The following is an 18152-nucleotide window of genomic DNA, read 5'->3' on the forward strand; positions in this document are numbered from 1 at the left end:
GCATGCCAACGGTTCCGAATGAAATACCTTTATTAGTCCTTATTGCCTTTTCCACACTGCTACCTTTTATTATTGCAGCGGGAACTTGCTATCTAAAAATCTCGATTGTGCTGATTATGGTGCGCAATGCGATGGGCGTACAACAAGTCCCTTCGACGATGGCACTTAATGGTATTGCCTTATTACTGTCCATTTTTGTGATGATGCCTGTGCTGCAAGATGTGAACAATTACATGCGCCACGAAAGCGTGGATTTTAGCAATGTGGAGTCCATCGACAACTTCGTTGATAACGGGCTAGGGCGTTATAAAGATTACTTAGTGAAATATTCCGATCCTCAATTAGTGAATTTCTTCGAATCTATTCAGCAGGGTAAAACGGAAGCCGAGGTACAAGAAGAGCAAGCGGCACCAACACTATTTTCATTACTGCCAGCCTACGCATTGAGTGAAATTAAATCCGCGTTTGAAATTGGTTTTTATATCTATTTACCGTTTGTGGTTATCGACTTGGTGATCTCAAGCATTCTGTTGGCACTCGGTATGATGATGATGAGTCCCGTGACTATCTCAGTGCCAGTGAAATTGATTCTGTTTGTGGCAATTGATGGATGGTCACTGATTTCGAAAGGGCTGGTGATGCAGTATTTCGAACTCGCACAGCATTGACGTAAGGGAATAGAAAATGGATTCAATCATTTATGTCAGTAATAAAGCGATGTTGTTGATCGTCATATTGTCAGCGATTCCTGTGATTGTGGCGACGGTCGTGGGGTTGTTAGTGGGGCTTTTACAAACCGTGACTCAACTTCAGGAACAGACATTACCTTTTGGTATCAAGCTATTAGCCGTATTTGGTTCCTTGTTTATGATTTCAGGTTGGCTGGCGGATAAAGTGATGAATTACGCTATTGAAGTCATGACCACCGCTTTGCCTGCGATAGGGTTATTTGGATGAACCAGGAGATGCTCTCATTAGCGTCGTCCTTGTATTTTAATTTCCAACAAGGGCTAGTGAAAATTGCATTTGCATGGTTGCGCATTGCCCCTGTGATGTTCTTCCTGCCTTTTTTGAGTAACAAATTACTTAATGGCGGGATCATTAAAAACTGTGTTGTTGCGTATTTGGCGTTAGGGATGTGGCCTTATCTTACTGCCCGCGAAATAAATTGGGATGAAATTAGCCTCAGTGAGGTTTTTATTTACGAGGTCAGTATTGGCATTGTATTGGCGCTGATTTTAGGGCTGCCATTTATGATTGCCAATGTTATCGGCGAGTTGATAGATACCCAGCGGGGAGAAACTATTAGTAGTATTGTAGACCCTGCGAGTGGTACGGAAGCCTCTGAATTGGCGGTATTTATCAGTTATATCGTGTGTATGGTGTTTTTGGCGCAAGGGGGTATGTACCAACTCGCCAACGTATTTGCACAAAGCTATCAATTATTGCCCTTTGCTCATGGGTTTACGTCATTCAATAGTTTACCGTTAGGGGAATGGATAAATAAGGCAGTAGTGAACGGAGTGATATTAACGGCGCCGATTATTGTGACACTCTTTATTTCGGAAGTAGCGCTCGGGTTATACTCCCGTTTTTGTCCACAATTAAATGCATTTTCATTGTCTCTGGCAATTAAGTCGATTATCGCTTTTATTGTGTTTTTACTTTATTTCCAAAATGAAGTTCCAGATATTTTGGTCAATATGATTTCGATATCGCCATTAAAAACTATTTTTTATTCATCTTGATGATTATTGACACGGAATTATGAGACAGTGTTATGGCTGAAAAAACAGAAAAGCCTACCGACAAGAAAATAAAAGACTCTGCCAAAAAAGGACAAAGTTATAAAAGTAAGGACACCATAGCAGCAATTGTTTTAGTCACCGGTGCATTTGTTATTGGCGGAATGTCCAGTTTATATGAATTGGGTGGGTTAATGAAAAAATTATTATTAAACCCACATGATATTCATATCGACAATTTACTTTGGCAATTCTCAAAAATATTTTTGAGCATAGTGGTGCCTATTTTGATTGCCTGTTTTTTATCAGGCACCATTATTTCACTATTACAGAGTCGGTTTAGATTAGCGACCGAGGCAATCAAACTTGATTTTACAAAATTAAACCCAATTGCCGGATTTAAGAAAATATTCTCTTTAAATTCGCTTAAAGAGCTGATTAAAGCCATTTTGTACTTATTGGTTTTTAGTGTTTCCGCTGCCACTTTTTTTGTGGTGTGGCGACATGAAATTTTCATGTTATATCGCACCACGATAAATGGCATGACTACGCAGTGGGTAAGCCTTTGTATTATATTTGTATTTGTCTTTCTTGTAGTGGCACTCATTATTGTTTTGGTGGATGCAATTGCAGAGTTTTTCTTATTTATTAAAAACCTAAAAATGGAAAAACAGGAAGTCAAAAAAGAGTACAAAGATAATGAAGGTGATCCCCATATTAAAAGCGCACGTAAAGGGCTACACCAAGAAATATTATCAGAGGAAGTGAAGTCGAATATTAAAAACTCAACATTCGTTATGGCAAACCCGACACATATTGCCATGTTAATTTATTATGATTCGAATGTCGCACCACTGCCTTTCTTAATGTTAAAAACTCGCGGGGTACAAGCTAAAGCCGTTATTAAATATGCAGAGCAACAGAATGTACCTGTAGTACGAGATATTATTTTGGCTCGCCAAATATGGCGAAATTATAAAAAGAACAGCTTTATTGATGAAAATGGATTGCAGGATGTTATGCAAATAATTACTTGGCTGATCCGTGTTGAATTAGAAAAATTAGGAATAGATGTTGATGAAGCATTGGAAAAGTTAATTTCATCATAAATTAATGGCGCTATGAATTAATTATTCACACATTGAATCGTTTTTTATAAGAAATGGGAAATTTGATTAATTATGATGCAACAGAGCAGTTTGCATCATATATCACGTATTAATAACGAGGTGACTATATGAACCACACTGAAACAAGCAGTACCCAAACTGACAGCACTCAAATCGAAATGGAAGCATTACTCGACGGAATTACCGCAGCACTCATGGATGGGGCAACCTATAAAGATATTCATGGTATTCCACAAACAACGATGGATGGCATTTATGCCTACGCTTATGAATTTTATCAGCAAGGCAAGTTAGAAGAAGCAGAAACCTTTTTCCGATTTTTAAGTATTTACGATTTTTATAACACTGACTATGTCATGGGATTAGCGGCTGTTTATCAATTAACAAAACGTTATGAGAAAGCAACGGAATTATACGCACTCGCCTTTGTTTTGGCGAAAAATGATTACCGACCATTATTCCACGCAGGGCAGTGCAACTTGATGCTGAAGAAAAGCAGTGCGGCAATTCACTGTTTTGAAAGCGTAATTGAAAACAGCCTTGATGCGGATTTACAGAAAAAATCAGAAGCTTATTTGAGTGCTTTGAAGGCAAATATCGAAAAAGCAGAGACATCAGAATTATCGAACTCTAACACCTAGAGAAGGAAACACCATGAGTCAAGTCACCATGCCAGGCGTAAGTCACGCTTCAGGTAATGATCGAATTAATAATATTCACACTTTCTTGCAAGGGAATAACCCTTTGGGGCTAGGTGAGGCGAGCGCAAAAGCGGTATTAGCCTTAGAAGAGGCATGTGGTGAACTGATGTCTTCAGAACAAATGAAACGTCAGCGTTCAGAGCATCTTCCAAAGCTAGTAAAGCCTAAAATGTCGGCAATGAAAATGTCACCTGAAGCTCAGCAAGCGAAAGGATTTAATGCCAACGCGGTACTGATTGAAACATTCTCAACCATCCGCCAGTTATTACATGAAGGTAATATCGGTGAGTTAAATAACCGCTTGCAGTTATTAAATATTGAGTCGGCTGCATTACGCCAAAAAGGTGCGGAGTTATTGGACTCATTTGCTGATTCCACTGACCAGCTGAAAGACACCCATAACAAAATTGCTGAAAAAAAGGCTCAGTTAAAGCCGCTCAATCTTAAATCTAACGATCTAGTTAGCCAGCGCTCGAAAAATGTCTCTTTATTTACAAGTAATGAGCAAAAGCTGACCGAGCTAAGCACTCAGTTAGCAGAAAACAAAACCGCATTAGCTCAATTAGATTCGCTCCCGAAGCCTTATACCGAAGAAGTGTATCAGCGAGAGGTGATGTTGGAAGCGAACATTGCGCAACTTTCGAGTGAAATTGAGCAAGTTACCCAACAGCAAAAAACGTTAGATTCAAGCATTACAGCCTTCGATAGCGAGCTCAGCGTACTCAAAAATGAGATTAACCAGTTAAACGTATCATTAGATTCGTTGCTAGATGATTCTGCCAAGATAGCCGCAATTGCGGATAAAGATCGTCAAAAATTAAATCAATTTATAGAGACTGCACCGCTGCAAACGAATGTTGATGGTGAAAAATGGGAAAATACCATTGCGCTGTTAACCATGCTCACCGCACAGCTCAAAAAAGCGATGAATGAAGATTCAATCCGCAACATGAAAGAGCAAGAAGAGGTGATGATGAAAATCAATGAAGCCTCTCGTAAAGACTCTGATAAAAAAGCCAAAGAAGCGGCTGAAGCAGAACGTAAGGCGGCAGACGCCAATAAAGCTGCATCTTGCGCCAGTAAGATTTTCAGTTATGTGATGCTCGCAGTTTCTGTGATTGCCACGGTTGCTACGTTTGGTGCCGCCGCACCTTTAACGTTGGCCGTTGCCGCGATTGGTATTGCGATGTCTGTCGCGGATATTGTCTTGGAAGAGACCGGACAGGGGAGCTTGATGCAAATGTTGGCGACGGAAATTTCCAGTGTCGTCACGGATATGTTGATTACTTTTGGTGTGCCAGAAGCGGAAGCAAAAAAAATTGGTAGCATCGTGGGAATGGTTCTTGCCGCAGTGGCATTTTTGGCAATTTCACTACTTTCTATGTCTTCATTTGTTAAAAATATCGCAAATACAGTAACTAATGTCACCAAAATGTTGGCGAAGAACGTGGGAACTTTACTGAAAAGTGCCGTGAAAGCGATGCCGAAAAGTTTTACGAATGCGCTGGGCAATATGGCAACGAAAGGCACCAAAATGGGGCAGACCGTTGCAGATAATACGGATGAAATGGTGAAGCTGACAAAATTCACCAAGCTAGCCGATAAATTCGATGATGTTCAAAATTTTGCTAAGGCGGCAGATCAATCTTCGGACTATGTTTCCCTTGGTGGGCAAATGGTGAAAGTGAGTGATACTGCAAAACTCGCGAAAGCCGCTGATAAGCTTGATGACGTAAAAGATATTGGTAAAACAGTAGAAAAAGTAGCTTCTTCAGGAAAAACGCAAAGCGTCAAAATGGCGCGTTTGGAAGTTGGTATGAAAGGAACTGGCGCAGGTCTTTCTGTTGCCAATGCGGCAACTTCAGGTGGGTTACGTCTAGAAGCAGCAGCTCAGATGCGTGATATGAAAGAGATGCTCGCAGGCATGATGCTCAATAATGAAAGTATCCAAATGCTGACGGAGCTCATTAATTCATTAATCAAATCTATGTCTAAAAGCCATGAGCAATTTGAGGAAATGTTCAGCGGCATGATGACCACTCTTCACCAATCAAATAACAATAAAGTCGATATGCTGAAAACGGCTCGTTTCGCTTAAACTTTGGAGAATTTTTATATGACAACTATCGCTCAATCATTAAATTTACCTGCACAGATCCAACAGAATGGCATTGGGTTTTCACTTATGCCTAAAACACAGCCTTCTATGATAAATAATACGCGCCAAGATATTCAGTTGAATGATATTTCTGGTGATTTCTCTGAGAGCGCCATTGATAGACCTGCATTATCTGTACCTGCATCAATAATGACGCCAATACAACTGCAAGCTGCATTATCAAAGTTAGATTCAGTGGAAAAAAATGCGCTATTGAACGATTTATACGGCTTTACTCTAATAACGCCAGAACAAGCGCAACAAGCAGTAGAAAAAGTCTTCGCCGCAGAAAGTAAAACGCTTAATCAGGTGTTGGCTAATAACCAGCAGCTGGATGAAACTGATTACAAACAAATTGCCCTTGCCATTCAAGTGATGATTGGCAGCAGTTTCTTCGATGGGTCATCGAAAAGTTCGGACGTGATTGAGTCGGATAAGAAATCCACCAAATCACTAGAGGGCGCAAAAGCTCAGCAATTTGTTGGCATTATTAGCAGCGATATTATGATGGAACTGATTAAGCTGGTTCGTAAAGTGGTTGCAGAACTGAACATTTCAGATCGTAGAATTAGTGCCGAATTTTTAATGCTCAACGCGAAAATGGTGGAAGCGGCAGCAGAATCGACCATCAAAGAAGGTAAAGAGATGTTCACAGGTGCATTGACGGGGTTCTTTACTGCCTTGGCAATTAGTACAGCTGGCGCAGCTTTCCAAGCGAAATCTCTCCATCAACAGAATCAATCGATTAAAAACAATTTGGTTAAAGCTAACCAAAATGGTTCAGCAGCGGATCGCTTGAATGAGCTGAATGCAAATTCACTGTCTTCGTCTTCAAAAAACAGTTCACTGACACTGAAAAATAAAGAAGGTGTGAATGTGGAACTCGTTGATCAAGCAACGCCAGCACAGCAGGCACTTGCCAACCAGCGTGGCGCAGAAGCTGCGCAACGTACCAATAAACTGGGTCTGTCTGAGCGCGATGAACATGAACGTATCATGAACAAAACCCGCACGAAGATGGGAATTGCTGAGCAAGGTGGGCGCTTATCTGATAACGCAGGGCAAATGGCAACATCCGCGAATCAGGTTAATGTCAAAGCGGAAGAAGCGAATAAAATGACGCAGCAATCCGTTGCAGATGTGGCGCGCAGTGTCTCTGCGGACAAGGATAAGCAAGTGGATAAAAGCCAAGACTTGGTTAAACAAATGAATGAACATTTACGTGAAATCCGTGAAGGTAAATTGCGCACTTTCCAAAGCGTGGTAAGGGGTTAAGCACGATGGAAATCATCACACAGAGACATTTAAACCCGCAGGCACCAGTCAATGGTCCTGCTACCAAGAATCTAGATGCTCAGAACACCGCCTCTGTTATGGGGAAAGAGCTAGTACTAAACCCCTCTTTAGATGTCTACCAACAAGGTCTTCAACTTGCCGCACAATTGGGTTCAGAGGTGATCGAAACGCAATTTCGTGAGAGTGCGGTTTCGGGCAACCTTGATAAAGTCAAAGATCAATATCGCTCCATGATGATGGCGATGAAGCATTCATCTGATAAGTATCAGAGGATTTCCCAACCTGTTGCAGATGGTCGTAGCCATATTCCAGCTGTGGAGAATTTAGTTGGAGAAATTCATGGCAATTACCAAAAAACCTACGGTGAAATAGTTAAAGCTTCGACGGAATATATGCAAGAAGTGAATACTCAGTTAGGTAAAATGAGTGAGCATGTCAGCGCGGGGAAGGATGGAAAAATAAAATTCAAACCCAAAGATTTTCTGATAGCTTTTGATTCAGCAATGTCAAAATATTCAGGAATTTCATATTCTGATTATTCAAGTTTTTACTCGTCTTCTTCATATACGGAGGCAGAATTATTAACTGAATATTGTGAAATGTGGGGTCAAGATCTAGGTAAGAAAAATGAAACGGATGCAAATACCAACGATAAAAATATCATGAGGGAGTACCTTAGAACTTTAGATTCCAGTGAATATGGCATGAAAACCCCTCCTTTATATACAATTCAAGCTAGATCAAATGTGGATGTAGAGTTTAGTTTTTGGGAAAAAAAATTATCTGGGCAAGGGTTTGTTGTTAAAAAAAGTGGCAATGAAATACTTATTTATCCAGATTTCAAACCAATCAGAGAAATTTACTCAAGCATTAAAGGGTCCCCAGTTGATTGGGGTGGTGGGGACATGATGTCTCAGTCATTCCAAAGCCTACAAACCGCTATTGATGCTCAAAAAAATGCGGTTAATAGCAGTGTTTCACGATTATTAGAGACTTTTCGTCAAGATAATAGTCATTTTGAAACGCTAGTTCAGTTATTAATTCAATTAATTAAAGATTTAAATCAAAATAATAATAGCCTGATCAATATGTAATTTAAGTTATTTATCTTATTTAATTTTAATCATAAGCAATTATGAGGAGTTTTTATGCCTAATATAAACTTAACGACTGGAGTTGGACACCCAGCGCAAGCAGTGTTACCTACAAAATTTTTAGCAGGGAATAATGCTATCAGCACACAAATTGCGGCTGTTAACTCAACAGGGAGTCAAATTAATTTTCCTGTGCATTCGGAAACGAATAGTCAGGTTTCGATTGCAGCAGATCGTAATGAATTACACCGAGCTAATCATAGTAAACAAGCCGCAGTTATTCATCAGATGCTAAGCAAAACATTTCCAAAAATATCAGAGGACATGATTTCATCGGCACTCTGCGCGGGGGCGAGTGGTAATTTGATTCAACAAGAGATTAATTATCGCCCAGAGAATAGTTTAATTCTTTTAAGTTTATTAACGCAGAATGAAATTAATCGTGAACCTGGGTTGTTGAAGTCTGCGGCAGATTTAATTAACTCACTCAATACGCAAGAAAATAAATACTCGCAACTTAAAAGCACTTTAAATAATGAAGAATGTGCTTTTGATAAAAAAATGGAATCCGTATTTAAAAGCCTTGGTGATAACAGATGGCAAACTATTTCTGACCGTTTTGTCGAGAAGTATGTGAACCCTGCAATTAAAGATAAGTTAGCGGAAGTTTTTGATAGAGCTGATGTTGAAAGCTGTAATGTGAATGATACCCTCGTGAGCATGCTAGAACATCAAAGCAAGCTGAAAATGGAAGGCTACATTCAAGAATATAAACAGCATGGGAAAACATCTTTTGCGGATAAAGCACTTCAGCTGCATAACGTATTTTTAGAACTAGAAAGCAAAATTGAGCACATTCGTTCAGCTAAATATATGAATAATACAAGTGAATCGGCACATCAAGGGCCTGCATCAAATCCGCAAAATTTTGTGGGGGATGATGTCGATGCTGGGCATCCGCGTCCTGCGTTATCGCCAGCTTTAGCGCCGAATACAGTGAATACTACCAATTATAGAAATGTCGGTAATACTTACAATATCAACCACTACCATAACGGGGCATCCAGCGACAGCACGACAAAAGTGCAAAATAATGTTGGAGAAAGCGTATTGCCACCATCTTTGTCTCAAGGGATAAATACGGTCATCAATACACCTAAAAATGATCCATCAGACTGGACGCCATACAGAGCGCCAGTTCCCGCGCCGAGCACAGTTTTGACAAACGAGATTGACGGGAAGTCAATGAATAAGAACCGCCCTGAGTTAAGAGCGACATCGGAGAATATAAATAGCGTTAGCTCTCAACCTGTGAAGGAAGAGACTACGTTCACGATTGAGTTAGAAAGCCCAGAGGATAAAGAACTGGCTGAGCAACCTCGAAAACATATTACTGATATTCAATGGCTATTGCCAAGAAATACAGGTTTCCAGAATCGCTATATTCGAACTGAGTCAGGCTGGAAATCGAGTAATGGATCAGAAAGTGAAGTTAAGCCCGTCGTTACGACAGTCGGCGGATTAAATCGCAGCCAAGCAGATAAAGAGATTTATCAAGGGTTGCGTACAGCCCCACAAACAGTACCTGCGGAGCAAATGTTGGTAGATTCTATCGCAAAAGCTGATGAGCTTTTCACGGGTACGGAGCGTGGCGCGTTAAGACCAAACCAAGCGGAAGTCGAGCGGTATAACGATAACGCCAAACGTTTTCCATAAGGTAATGACATGACCACACAACAAGATATTGCGCAGCAATGGCTAGAACGCCATCTTCAGCAAATTCGTGAGTATTCAGGTATCAACAAAACCTATTCCATGGATGCAGAGCTGATTGCCGATGTGCATATCGATTCTTTAGAGCTGTTGGAATTGATTGCGGCGATAGAGGAATATACCGAACAGCCATTAAAAGATGAAGTGTGGATGAAGTGGCGACGCTTACAGGATATTGTGGATTACCTCGTTAGCGCCACCATAGACAGTTAAGTTGTCTTGTCAGTTTTCATCAATAACAACTCGGTTTCGTGCTTTAGGGCAGGAAACCGAGTTTTTTATGGCTCAGATGTTGCGATTTCCAACGCTTTCTTGATGGCATCAGGAATGACGCTACCATGAGTTTTGCCCGCAAATAAGGTGAAATCACAAACCCGTTGAGGACTGTTTATGGCTTCACACACTTCACGTGGGGAAATCCAACTTTTGCGCGTTTGATAATTCTGCTTCTGCTCATCGGTTAAACGGCTTAAATCTGGCGTCTCTTCTAACTCACCGAGAGTGATATCTAGCGGTGATGCTTTCGATGGGCGCGTTAACTTATCTAAATTCACCATTTTCCCTTCTCCCCACCACAATGATGGGCTTGCCGCGACAAAATGCTGGAAATCCGCAGGGTGGTCTTGGTATGCCATCAGGGTAAATAAACCGCCAAATGAGTGCCCAAATAAGGTTTCACGCTGGGTATCTATCGGGAACTGCTGCTCAGCCCATGGGCGAATGGTGAAGGTGAGGAACTGGTACAGAGATTCCGCACCGCCCCCGTGTTGGAATGCATTGCCAGCCACTTTCGGCGTGTAGTCGTAAGTGCGCTCTTTCTTTGGAAATGCCTCAGGGCTGGGATAGCCGATACCAATAATAATCGGTAATTTTTCGGGGGAAAATTGCTGAGCAGCCTGATTGACCGCAAGCGGGTACAGACCGTTCCCGTCTAACATAAACAGCACGGGACGTTTTCCTGAAATATGCTGTGGAACGGCGCTGTAGATACGCAGCTCGCGCTGACCATTGCGCATGTCATGATGCTGCACCGTGTATACGTCTGCCACACGCGCATCGAATTCAGGAATATTCGGGTTGGGGCGCGCCCAAGTATTGCTTGCGATACATATACTTGCGATACACATCAAGAGACTCGCTATAAACCGTTTTTTTATCATTGGGATTGCCATCGAACTAAAAAGAATCAGCGGGTAATCAGCGATAAGCATCATACCCGCAATCAGGGATTAGAATGTCACGTTGACATTCGCCCAGTAACGGCGACCATCTTCAACATCCCAGTTACCGCCATTCTCAGCGTCAATCTTAGAGCCTTTCTCGTTGGCAATATTTAACACCGCGAAATTCAGCTTAGTATTTTTCAGTAGCTGATAAGTCGCGCCCACATCCATAGTGGTATAGCCTTTACGGTAACGTGGAACGGAAGAACCGTTACGTTGAGCTGCCCACACTTGCTCACCTTCATAATGCGCTCGGGTGTATAAGTTGAGGTCAGGGCTATATTGCCAATCTAACTTCGCATTCGCTAAGTGTTTCGGCGTTTTATCCAATGGGTAGCCTTTGAGGGATTCGCCACTGGTGAGTTTTTCATCATTACTTTTACGTTCTGAATCGGTGTAAGTGTAGTTCAGGCTAAGGTTCCAATCTTCGGCAAATGGAATACCTGCTGCGATTTCTACCCCTTTAATATTGGCTTCACCGACGTTGTCATAGGTGTACAGGTTTAAGCCTGTCACTGGGTCTTTATCACCGGTGTAGTAGCTGGTGAGCTTATTTTTAAAGTCAGTATTGAAGAACATCAGGCTCGCGTTGAAGCCAGACTCATGGTCATAGGCGATACCAATTTCTTGGTTAAAGCTTTTTTCAGGTTTCAGGTTGTCATTACCGTAAATGATCCCCTTACCTTTTTCTGTCGAGGTTTTGTAGTTCGGGCTGATTTCACGCAGGGTTGGTGCACGGAATGCTTGCGATACCCCACCTTTGATGGTGATTTCATCGGTTAAATGATAAATCGCGTAGCCGCGTGGGTTCCAATGGTCGCCATAGAATTCGTGGTGATCTAAACGAATACCACCGGTTAAAATCAGGTTTTCAGTGGCAGTAAATTCATCTTCTAAGAACAGGGCGTATTGGTCAGCCGTTAAAGACACATTTTCCGTGGTTTTAGCGCCAGTTGCAGAAGTATCTTTCAGTTTGGCATGTTGATACTGAGTACCCGCCGTTAAGATATTATCCGGCAAGAAGGCGGTGACTTTACCATCCACTACCGTGTTAGTAATTTCTGGTACGCGCGCTTCATAAGCGTAATTATACAGCCCCGTTTTTGCGTCTTTGGTTTCGGCTTTAGTCTTACGTTTGGTTTGTTCTTGATAAACACTCACTTCTGTTTGGATAACATCCCAATCGCCTTTGTAGGTCAGCGCCATATGGTTACGGTTATTGTGAGTTTCAGACTTGGTATTATCGCGTTTTACACCATTGAACATGGAGTATTCCGCCAGTGATTTACCCGGTTCCGCATAGCGTTCTTGGGTGGTTCTACCCGCTTCAAATAAGAAGGTTTGATTTTCCATCGGCGTGAAGGTTAATTTCGCGGTCAGGCTTTTATTGTCCTTTTTATCATGACCATCTGGAATTTTGTCTTCTTTACGGTAATCCCCGCCACCGTACAGTTGTAAACCGAGTTTATCTTTGATCAGCGGACCAGACAGATAGAAGTTACCGTCCATGGAATCGCCGCTTTCGCTATTTTCTTGAATAATTGCGCCCGTAGTGACACTACCGTGCCATTCATTGGTCACTTTTTTGGTGATGATGTTAATGACGCCGCCCATGGCATCAGAGCCATACAGGGAGGACATAGGACCACGGATCACCTCGATACGCTCGATAGCTTCAACAGGCGGCATAAAGCCCGCTTCAAAGCCGCCGCTACCATTTGGGCGAGATTCACGGCTATTTTGACGACGACCATCTACCAAAATTAAGGTGTATTCGCCGGATAACCCGCGAATATTAATATCTTGTTTATTGGCGCTTCCGACGACGCTGACACCTTCAACATCTTTGACCGCATCGGCTAAGTCGCGCACAGGTTTGTTTTGTAGCTGCTCGGCGGTAATAACGGTAACACTGGCAGGAGCATCGCGTAATTGCTGGGAATAACCCGATGCCGTAACGATCATTTTGTCTGAATTTTCTTCTGCTGTGGCGCTAAATGAAGCCAACGCTGCGCAAACACCCGCAGCGATTAAAGAGTAGTGATAGTGCGTTTTCATGTTTTTCCCTAGTAAAACTAAATGATAATGATAATCATAATGTTTGCGAATATTAACACCGATACAGATAGAAAATAAATAATTAGCGAGCTATTTTTTGGGCAAAGTTTGATCACGGTTAACATTTTTTGCGAGGGAACTAGAGAGAGTAAAAAGCCGTACACATGGTAGTAAATAGACTAAAAAACGAGAGAATGACTTTTCTGGAGTGAAAGAAATAAATACCAATTATTATTTAACGATTCGCAATTATCTTATTTAGAATGTTTTTTATTATCTTTAAATAATCTCATCTTTTTTTGATTGCATTTGATTTTTCTAATTTAAAAACAAGATTGAAGATTGATTTAAAACAGAAAATAAAAATTAAAATGGATATTTAGTTAATATAAAACAGTTGGCTATTGCATTATCACGGTGAGTTCGTAAAGATAGGTTTATTGCTTAAATAAAGTCTATTTCCCTTGAGAGTTATTATGGAACAACCGACAAATTCAATTGAAGAACATCAAAAAACGAAGCAAGAAAATAAAAGAACACTGTGGATGATCATCGCCACGGTTATTTTTGTTTTGCTGTTTGTCGCCTATGGGGTGTATTGGTTTTTGGTTCTGCGTTTTCAAGAATATACCGATGATGCCTATGTGTCGGGTTTGCAGATCCCTATCGTTGCGCAAACTACCGGAAATGTCACTCAAGTGAACTTTGAGAATACCGACTTGGTGAAAGCAGGTGATGTGCTGGTGGTATTAGATAAAACCAATGCGCAACTGGCTTATGAACAGGCCAAACATGATTTAGCGTCTACGGTGCGCAAAACTAAAGAGTTGTATATCAATGGAGATCAGTACCAAGCCCAAATCCAACAAAATCGAGTTTCGCTTGCACAAGCGCAAAAAGATTATCAGCGCCGTGCCGCATTAGGTCGCAGTGGGACGATTTCAAAAGAGGATTTACAGCACTCTCAAGAAGCGGTGCAACTGGCGCAAGCAGCGCTGGATATTTCGATTCAACAATATAATGCCAACCGCGCGTTGTTGCGTAATACGGCACTGAAAAACCAGCCAGCGGTGCAACAAGCGGCCGATAGCGTGCGCAGTGCGTGGATCAATCTACAGCGGACAGAAATCAAAAGCCCGATGACGGGGTATGTTTCTCGCCGTAATGTGCAAGTGGGTTCCCAAGTCAGCCCGCAAAGCTCGTTAATGGCGATTGTGCCGGTTCAGCCTGTTTGGGTCGATGCTAACTTTAAAGAGACGCAACTTGAAAATGTACGTATCGGTCAGCCAGTCACGATTAACAGTGACTTTTATGGTAGCAATGTAAGTTATAAAGGCACCGTGGTAGGGCTGGATATGGGGACGGGAAGTGCGTTCTCATTGCTACCTGCGCAAAATGCCACGGGGAACTGGATCAAAGTGGTGCAGCGCCTACCCGTTCGTGTGGAGTTAGACCCTGAGCAAGTGGCGAAATACCCGCTGCGTATCGGTTTATCCATGAATGTGACCATCGATATTAAAGACCAAAATGGCCCCGTGTTGTCAGAAGTTCAACGCACTACCCCTGCGTTTGAAAGTGATGTTTTGGTGCTGAAGTTAAACGATGTGGATCAGGTGATCGACACCATTATCAGCGATAACGCGGATTAGTCCCATGGCTGATATTCAACCGCTAAAAGGGGCTAAACTCGTCTGGGCGACTATCGCCCTGTCTCTGGCAACATTTATGCAGGTGTTGGACTCCACGATTGCTAACGTGGCTATCCCGACAATTGCGGGAAATCTTGGGGTGTCTGTCTCTCAAGGGACGTGGGTGATCACCTCGTTTGGGGTATCGAACGCCATCTCTATCGCGATTTCCGGTTTTCTAGCCAAACGGTTTGGGGAAATAAGAGTCTTCCTGTGGGCAACGGCACTGTTTACGCTGTTTTCATTACTGTGTGGATTTTCCGATAGCCTTGGCATGTTGATTTTATTCCGTGTGCTACAAGGGGCAGTTGCTGGGCCTGTTATCCCGCTCTCGCAAAGTCTCATCATGCGGTGTTATCCGCCGAAAATGCAGAATATGGCATTGGCATTTTGGTCGATGACCATTATTTTAGCCCCTGTTTTTGGACCTATTTTTGGCGGCTATATTAGCGATAACTTCCATTGGAGCTGGATCTTCTTTATGAATATCCCTCTTGGGATCTTCGTGATCATTGTTGGCTCGATCATCCTCAAGGGAATGGAATCGACAGTGGTTAAAGTGCCATTCAATGTGATCGGTTTAGCGTTGTTATCTGTCGGTGTTGGCTGCTTGCAGGTATTGCTGGATAAAGGGAAAGAGCTTGGTTGGTTAGCGTCCAATGAGATTGTGATTCTTGCCGTGATTTCCACGATTGCGCTGGTGTTTATGGTTATTTGGGAACTGACCTCCAAAAACCCAATTGTCGAATTATCACTGTTTAAATCCCGCAATTTTACCATCGGGACGATTTCGGTCAGTTTGGCGTATATGGCATATTTTGGGGCGATCGTACTTTTGCCGCAGCTACTGCAAGAAGTGTACGGCTATACCGCAACATGGGCGGGATTAGCGCTCGCGCCAATCGGTCTTTTGCCAGTCTTGTTCTCAGCACCTGTCGCGAAACTCTCTGACTTTTTAGACATTCGCTGGATAGTCACCTTTAGCTTCGTGTTTTATGCCATTTGCTTCTTCTGGCGAGCCTATACGTTTGAGCCATCCATGGGGTTCGATGCCGTTGTCTGGCCGCAGTTGGTGCAGGGGATGGCGGTAGCCTGTTTCTTTATGCCGTTGACCACCTTGACGCTGTCGGGGCTGCCTCCTGAAAAATTAGCCTCGGCTTCCAGCTTGGCGAACTTTTTCCGTACGTTGGCGGGCTCAATTGGAACATCGATCACCACCACACTGTGGAGTGATAGGGAGGCCGTGCATCATAGCCAGCTCACTGAATTTATTACGGATTATAACCCAGAATCCCTCGATATGTACCAAGGGATGGCTGCACATGGCATGACCACGGAGCAAACCTCCGGCTTTATTGCTCAGCAGATCACTAGCCAAGGGCTGATTATCGCGGCGAATGAAATTTTCTGGTTATGTGGCTGGGTGTTTATTGCGTTGATTGTGACGGTGTGGTTTGCGAAGCCGCCGTTTGGCAGCAAAGCCAATAAATCATAAATACGGCGAGTCATTGATGGATAAGTCATTGATGGAAATAAGGGCGCGTGAGTGATTGGCACGCGCTTTTTTATGGCAGGTTTTTACAAAATAGTTTTTACAGTCTGGACTTGGGAACAACATCGTCAAAGGCCAGTTTCGGGCGGTTAGGTTCTTCCTCCGCCAGCGGCGTCACTTCTTGGAACGTATTGAGGCAGCGGGTCACTAAGGTTTGGTAATCCAGTGTCCCCTTGCTTTTCCATTCAATTTCTTGCTCTGACAGGCTACGCAGTACTTTAGCGGGTGTTCCAACAATCAAACTGTTATCGGGGAATTGTGCATCCGCTTTGATAAATGCACAGGCGCCAACAATAGAATTTTCGCCCACTACCGCGCCATCCATCACCACGCTGTTCATGCCTATCAGTGCATTACGTTTAATATGGCAGCCATGCAAAATAGCCCCATGACCGATATGTCCATCTTCTTCAATGATAGTATCGAATTGCGGAAAACCGTGCATCACGCAGTTATCCTGCACATTCGCCCCATCTTTAATAATCAGTCGCCCAAAATCTCCACGTAAACTGGCGTTAGGTCCAATATAAACGCGCTTTCCAATCACCACATCACCAATGATCACGGCGGTAGGGTGAACAAAACTTTCAGGGCTGACTACAGGGGTAATACCGTCAATTTGATAAAATGGCATAAAGGTTCCTTTAGCAAAATGATTATGCGGCTGCTAGCTCCCGAAGAATACCGCCAAAACGTCGATAATAGGCGCTGGAGGGTTGTGGAAGTTCCCCAACGGTGGTTTCGCATAAGCCGGTAACGTACTGGGTGGCGCCTTGGTCGATACGCTGGTAAATATTGGTGCACAAATGGCGCGCAATATGTCCTTCCCACTGTGCTGGGAGCAGCTCATCAGGGAGCAACGGGTCTTTTAATATCACGCGGCGATAAAAGTGGATCAGTAATAGGCGCAGCTGGAAGCACAATTCAGGGGAAATCGCCTGTTCTCCATGCTCTTTTAGTAATAATGCGACTGGGCGGAATAAACTGATAAATTGATGATAATGCTCTGAAATTTCAGGGAGAGACCAGGCATCAAACACCAACTCTTTTAATTTTTTCTCGGAGCGGTTGAAGGGATAATCGGCACGGAAGTAAATCACTTGGTCAGCCGCGTTTAACTCACCAAGTAGGGCGGGAATATCGCTTTGTGTCCGGCTTGGCGCTGCCATCAAGCCGCTATTAAATTGCCCAAACCCGAGCCAACCAAACTCTTTTTTAAGGCGAATTTTTTCATCTTTATCTGCGCTTTCCAGCAGCAGCAAGTCCCATGTTCCATCCCATTCAGGTTGTTCGCTGAGGTAAATCTTGCTTTCCGCTCGACGAAAGCGATTTTGCCCACGCTCTGAAATACGGTAATAGCTACGGCGTCCTATTTTCTCGACATCCAGCCAGTTTTCTTTTTGTAGACGAAATACGGAAGTACGTACAAAGCGGTCGGAAAAACCCATAGGCTCAAGCAATTTGGTCAGGCTACCTAGCCAAACCTCGCCCCCACGGTGGTGCAGGGCATCCCCATATAGGGAGCTAATAAGCGATGTTCCGCTGATAGGTTGGCTCTCGATAGCGTAGTGTATAAATTGGCTGAGTTTGGTTTCCATTATGCTTTTATCCCTAAAATTAATGTATCAGGTACTTGGCAAATCTTAGACAAAAACCAGAAGGTTGTCTTGTTTTCATACCAAAGAGTGTGAGCATTGTGAGGAAACCTGCCGAGAGGCGTATTCATTATGAATA

16 protein-coding genes are annotated in these 18152 nt (G+C 42.9%); 12 read left to right on the plus strand and 4 right to left on the minus strand.

Going from position 1 to position 18152, the window contains the following annotated elements:
• The first annotated feature begins 2 nt into the window (after positions 1-2).
• The 10 genes from HFU86_RS01500 to HFU86_RS01545 all read left to right on the plus strand — a co-directional run bounded on the left by HFU86_RS01500 (position 3) and on the right by HFU86_RS01545 (position 10110).
• The gene (locus HFU86_RS01500) at positions 3-668 is read left to right on the plus strand and encodes an EscR/YscR/HrcR family type III secretion system export apparatus protein (RefSeq protein WP_036949952.1); all 666 of its coding nucleotides are present in this window, start codon (positions 3-5) and stop codon (positions 666-668) included.
• A gap of 16 nt (positions 669-684) precedes the next feature.
• Positions 685-957, plus strand: coding sequence for a type III secretion system export apparatus subunit SctS (sctS, locus tag HFU86_RS01505; RefSeq protein WP_036949954.1), 273 nt, complete (start codon positions 685-687; stop codon positions 955-957).
• Positions 954-1748 (plus strand): type III secretion system export apparatus subunit SctT, encoded by a 795-nt coding sequence (gene sctT / locus HFU86_RS01510; RefSeq protein ID WP_187128587.1) that lies wholly within the window; start codon positions 954-956, stop codon positions 1746-1748. The genes sctS and sctT overlap by 4 nt, the downstream gene beginning before the upstream one ends.
• A 32-nt stretch (positions 1749-1780) precedes the next feature.
• A complete protein-coding gene (locus HFU86_RS01515) occupies positions 1781-2854 on the plus strand; it encodes an EscU/YscU/HrcU family type III secretion system export apparatus switch protein (RefSeq protein WP_187128588.1) in 1074 nt (357 codons plus the stop codon).
• 128 nt (positions 2855-2982) lie between these two features.
• On the plus strand, positions 2983-3516 hold the full coding sequence (sicA, locus tag HFU86_RS01520; RefSeq protein WP_132496852.1) for a type III secretion system translocator chaperone SicA: 534 nt from the start codon (positions 2983-2985) through the stop codon (positions 3514-3516).
• 13 nt (positions 3517-3529) lie between these two features.
• The gene (gene sctE, locus HFU86_RS01525; RefSeq protein WP_187128589.1) at positions 3530-5674 is read left to right on the plus strand and encodes a type III secretion system translocon subunit SctE; all 2145 of its coding nucleotides are present in this window, start codon (positions 3530-3532) and stop codon (positions 5672-5674) included.
• An 18-nt stretch (positions 5675-5692) separates the two neighbouring features.
• Complete coding sequence (locus HFU86_RS01530) at positions 5693-7009, plus strand: IpaC/SipC family type III secretion system effector (protein WP_187128590.1); 1317 nt, start codon at positions 5693-5695, stop codon at positions 7007-7009.
• A gap of 5 nt (positions 7010-7014) precedes the next feature.
• The gene (locus HFU86_RS01535; protein ID WP_132496855.1) at positions 7015-8124 is read left to right on the plus strand and encodes a hypothetical protein; all 1110 of its coding nucleotides are present in this window, start codon (positions 7015-7017) and stop codon (positions 8122-8124) included.
• Positions 8125-8178: 54 nt separating this feature from the next.
• The gene (locus HFU86_RS01540) at positions 8179-9840 is read left to right on the plus strand and encodes a hypothetical protein (protein ID WP_187128591.1); all 1662 of its coding nucleotides are present in this window, start codon (positions 8179-8181) and stop codon (positions 9838-9840) included.
• Between the two features lie 9 nt (positions 9841-9849).
• A complete protein-coding gene (locus tag HFU86_RS01545) occupies positions 9850-10110 on the plus strand; it encodes an acyl carrier protein (protein ID WP_187128592.1) in 261 nt (86 codons plus the stop codon).
• Positions 10111-10175: 65 nt separating this feature from the next.
• Here the strand turns inward: HFU86_RS01545 and HFU86_RS01550 are convergent, their stop codons facing one another.
• A complete protein-coding gene (locus tag HFU86_RS01550; RefSeq protein WP_255425920.1) occupies positions 10176-11057 on the minus strand; it encodes an alpha/beta hydrolase in 882 nt (293 codons plus the stop codon).
• A 69-nt stretch (positions 11058-11126) separates the two neighbouring features.
• Positions 11127-13178: a TonB-dependent receptor domain-containing protein gene (locus tag HFU86_RS01555; protein ID WP_187128594.1), complete on the minus strand. Its 2052-nt coding sequence runs from the start codon at positions 13176-13178 to the stop codon at positions 11127-11129.
• Between the two features lie 476 nt (positions 13179-13654).
• Between HFU86_RS01555 and emrA the strand changes: the two genes are divergently transcribed.
• Entirely contained in the window at positions 13655-14827 is a 1173-nt protein-coding gene (gene emrA, locus HFU86_RS01560) for a multidrug efflux MFS transporter periplasmic adaptor subunit EmrA (RefSeq protein WP_132496857.1), read from the plus strand.
• Between the two features lie 4 nt (positions 14828-14831).
• A complete protein-coding gene (locus HFU86_RS01565; protein ID WP_036949968.1) occupies positions 14832-16361 on the plus strand; it encodes a DHA2 family efflux MFS transporter permease subunit in 1530 nt (509 codons plus the stop codon).
• Positions 16362-16458: 97 nt separating this feature from the next.
• On the opposite strand, the gene paaY is transcribed toward HFU86_RS01565, so the two are convergent.
• Together paaY and paaX are read right to left on the minus strand one after the other, a co-directional pair.
• Entirely contained in the window at positions 16459-17052 is a 594-nt protein-coding gene (paaY, locus tag HFU86_RS01570; protein ID WP_187128595.1) for a phenylacetic acid degradation protein PaaY, read from the minus strand.
• A gap of 22 nt (positions 17053-17074) precedes the next feature.
• The gene (gene paaX / locus HFU86_RS01575) at positions 17075-18016 is read right to left on the minus strand and encodes a phenylacetic acid degradation operon negative regulatory protein PaaX (RefSeq protein WP_036983814.1); all 942 of its coding nucleotides are present in this window, start codon (positions 18014-18016) and stop codon (positions 17075-17077) included.
• Positions 18017-18152 lie beyond the last annotated feature (136 nt).

The organism is Providencia sp. JUb39 (assembly GCF_012272845.1).
GTDB lineage: Bacteria > Pseudomonadota > Gammaproteobacteria > Enterobacterales > Enterobacteriaceae > Providencia > Providencia lanzhouensis.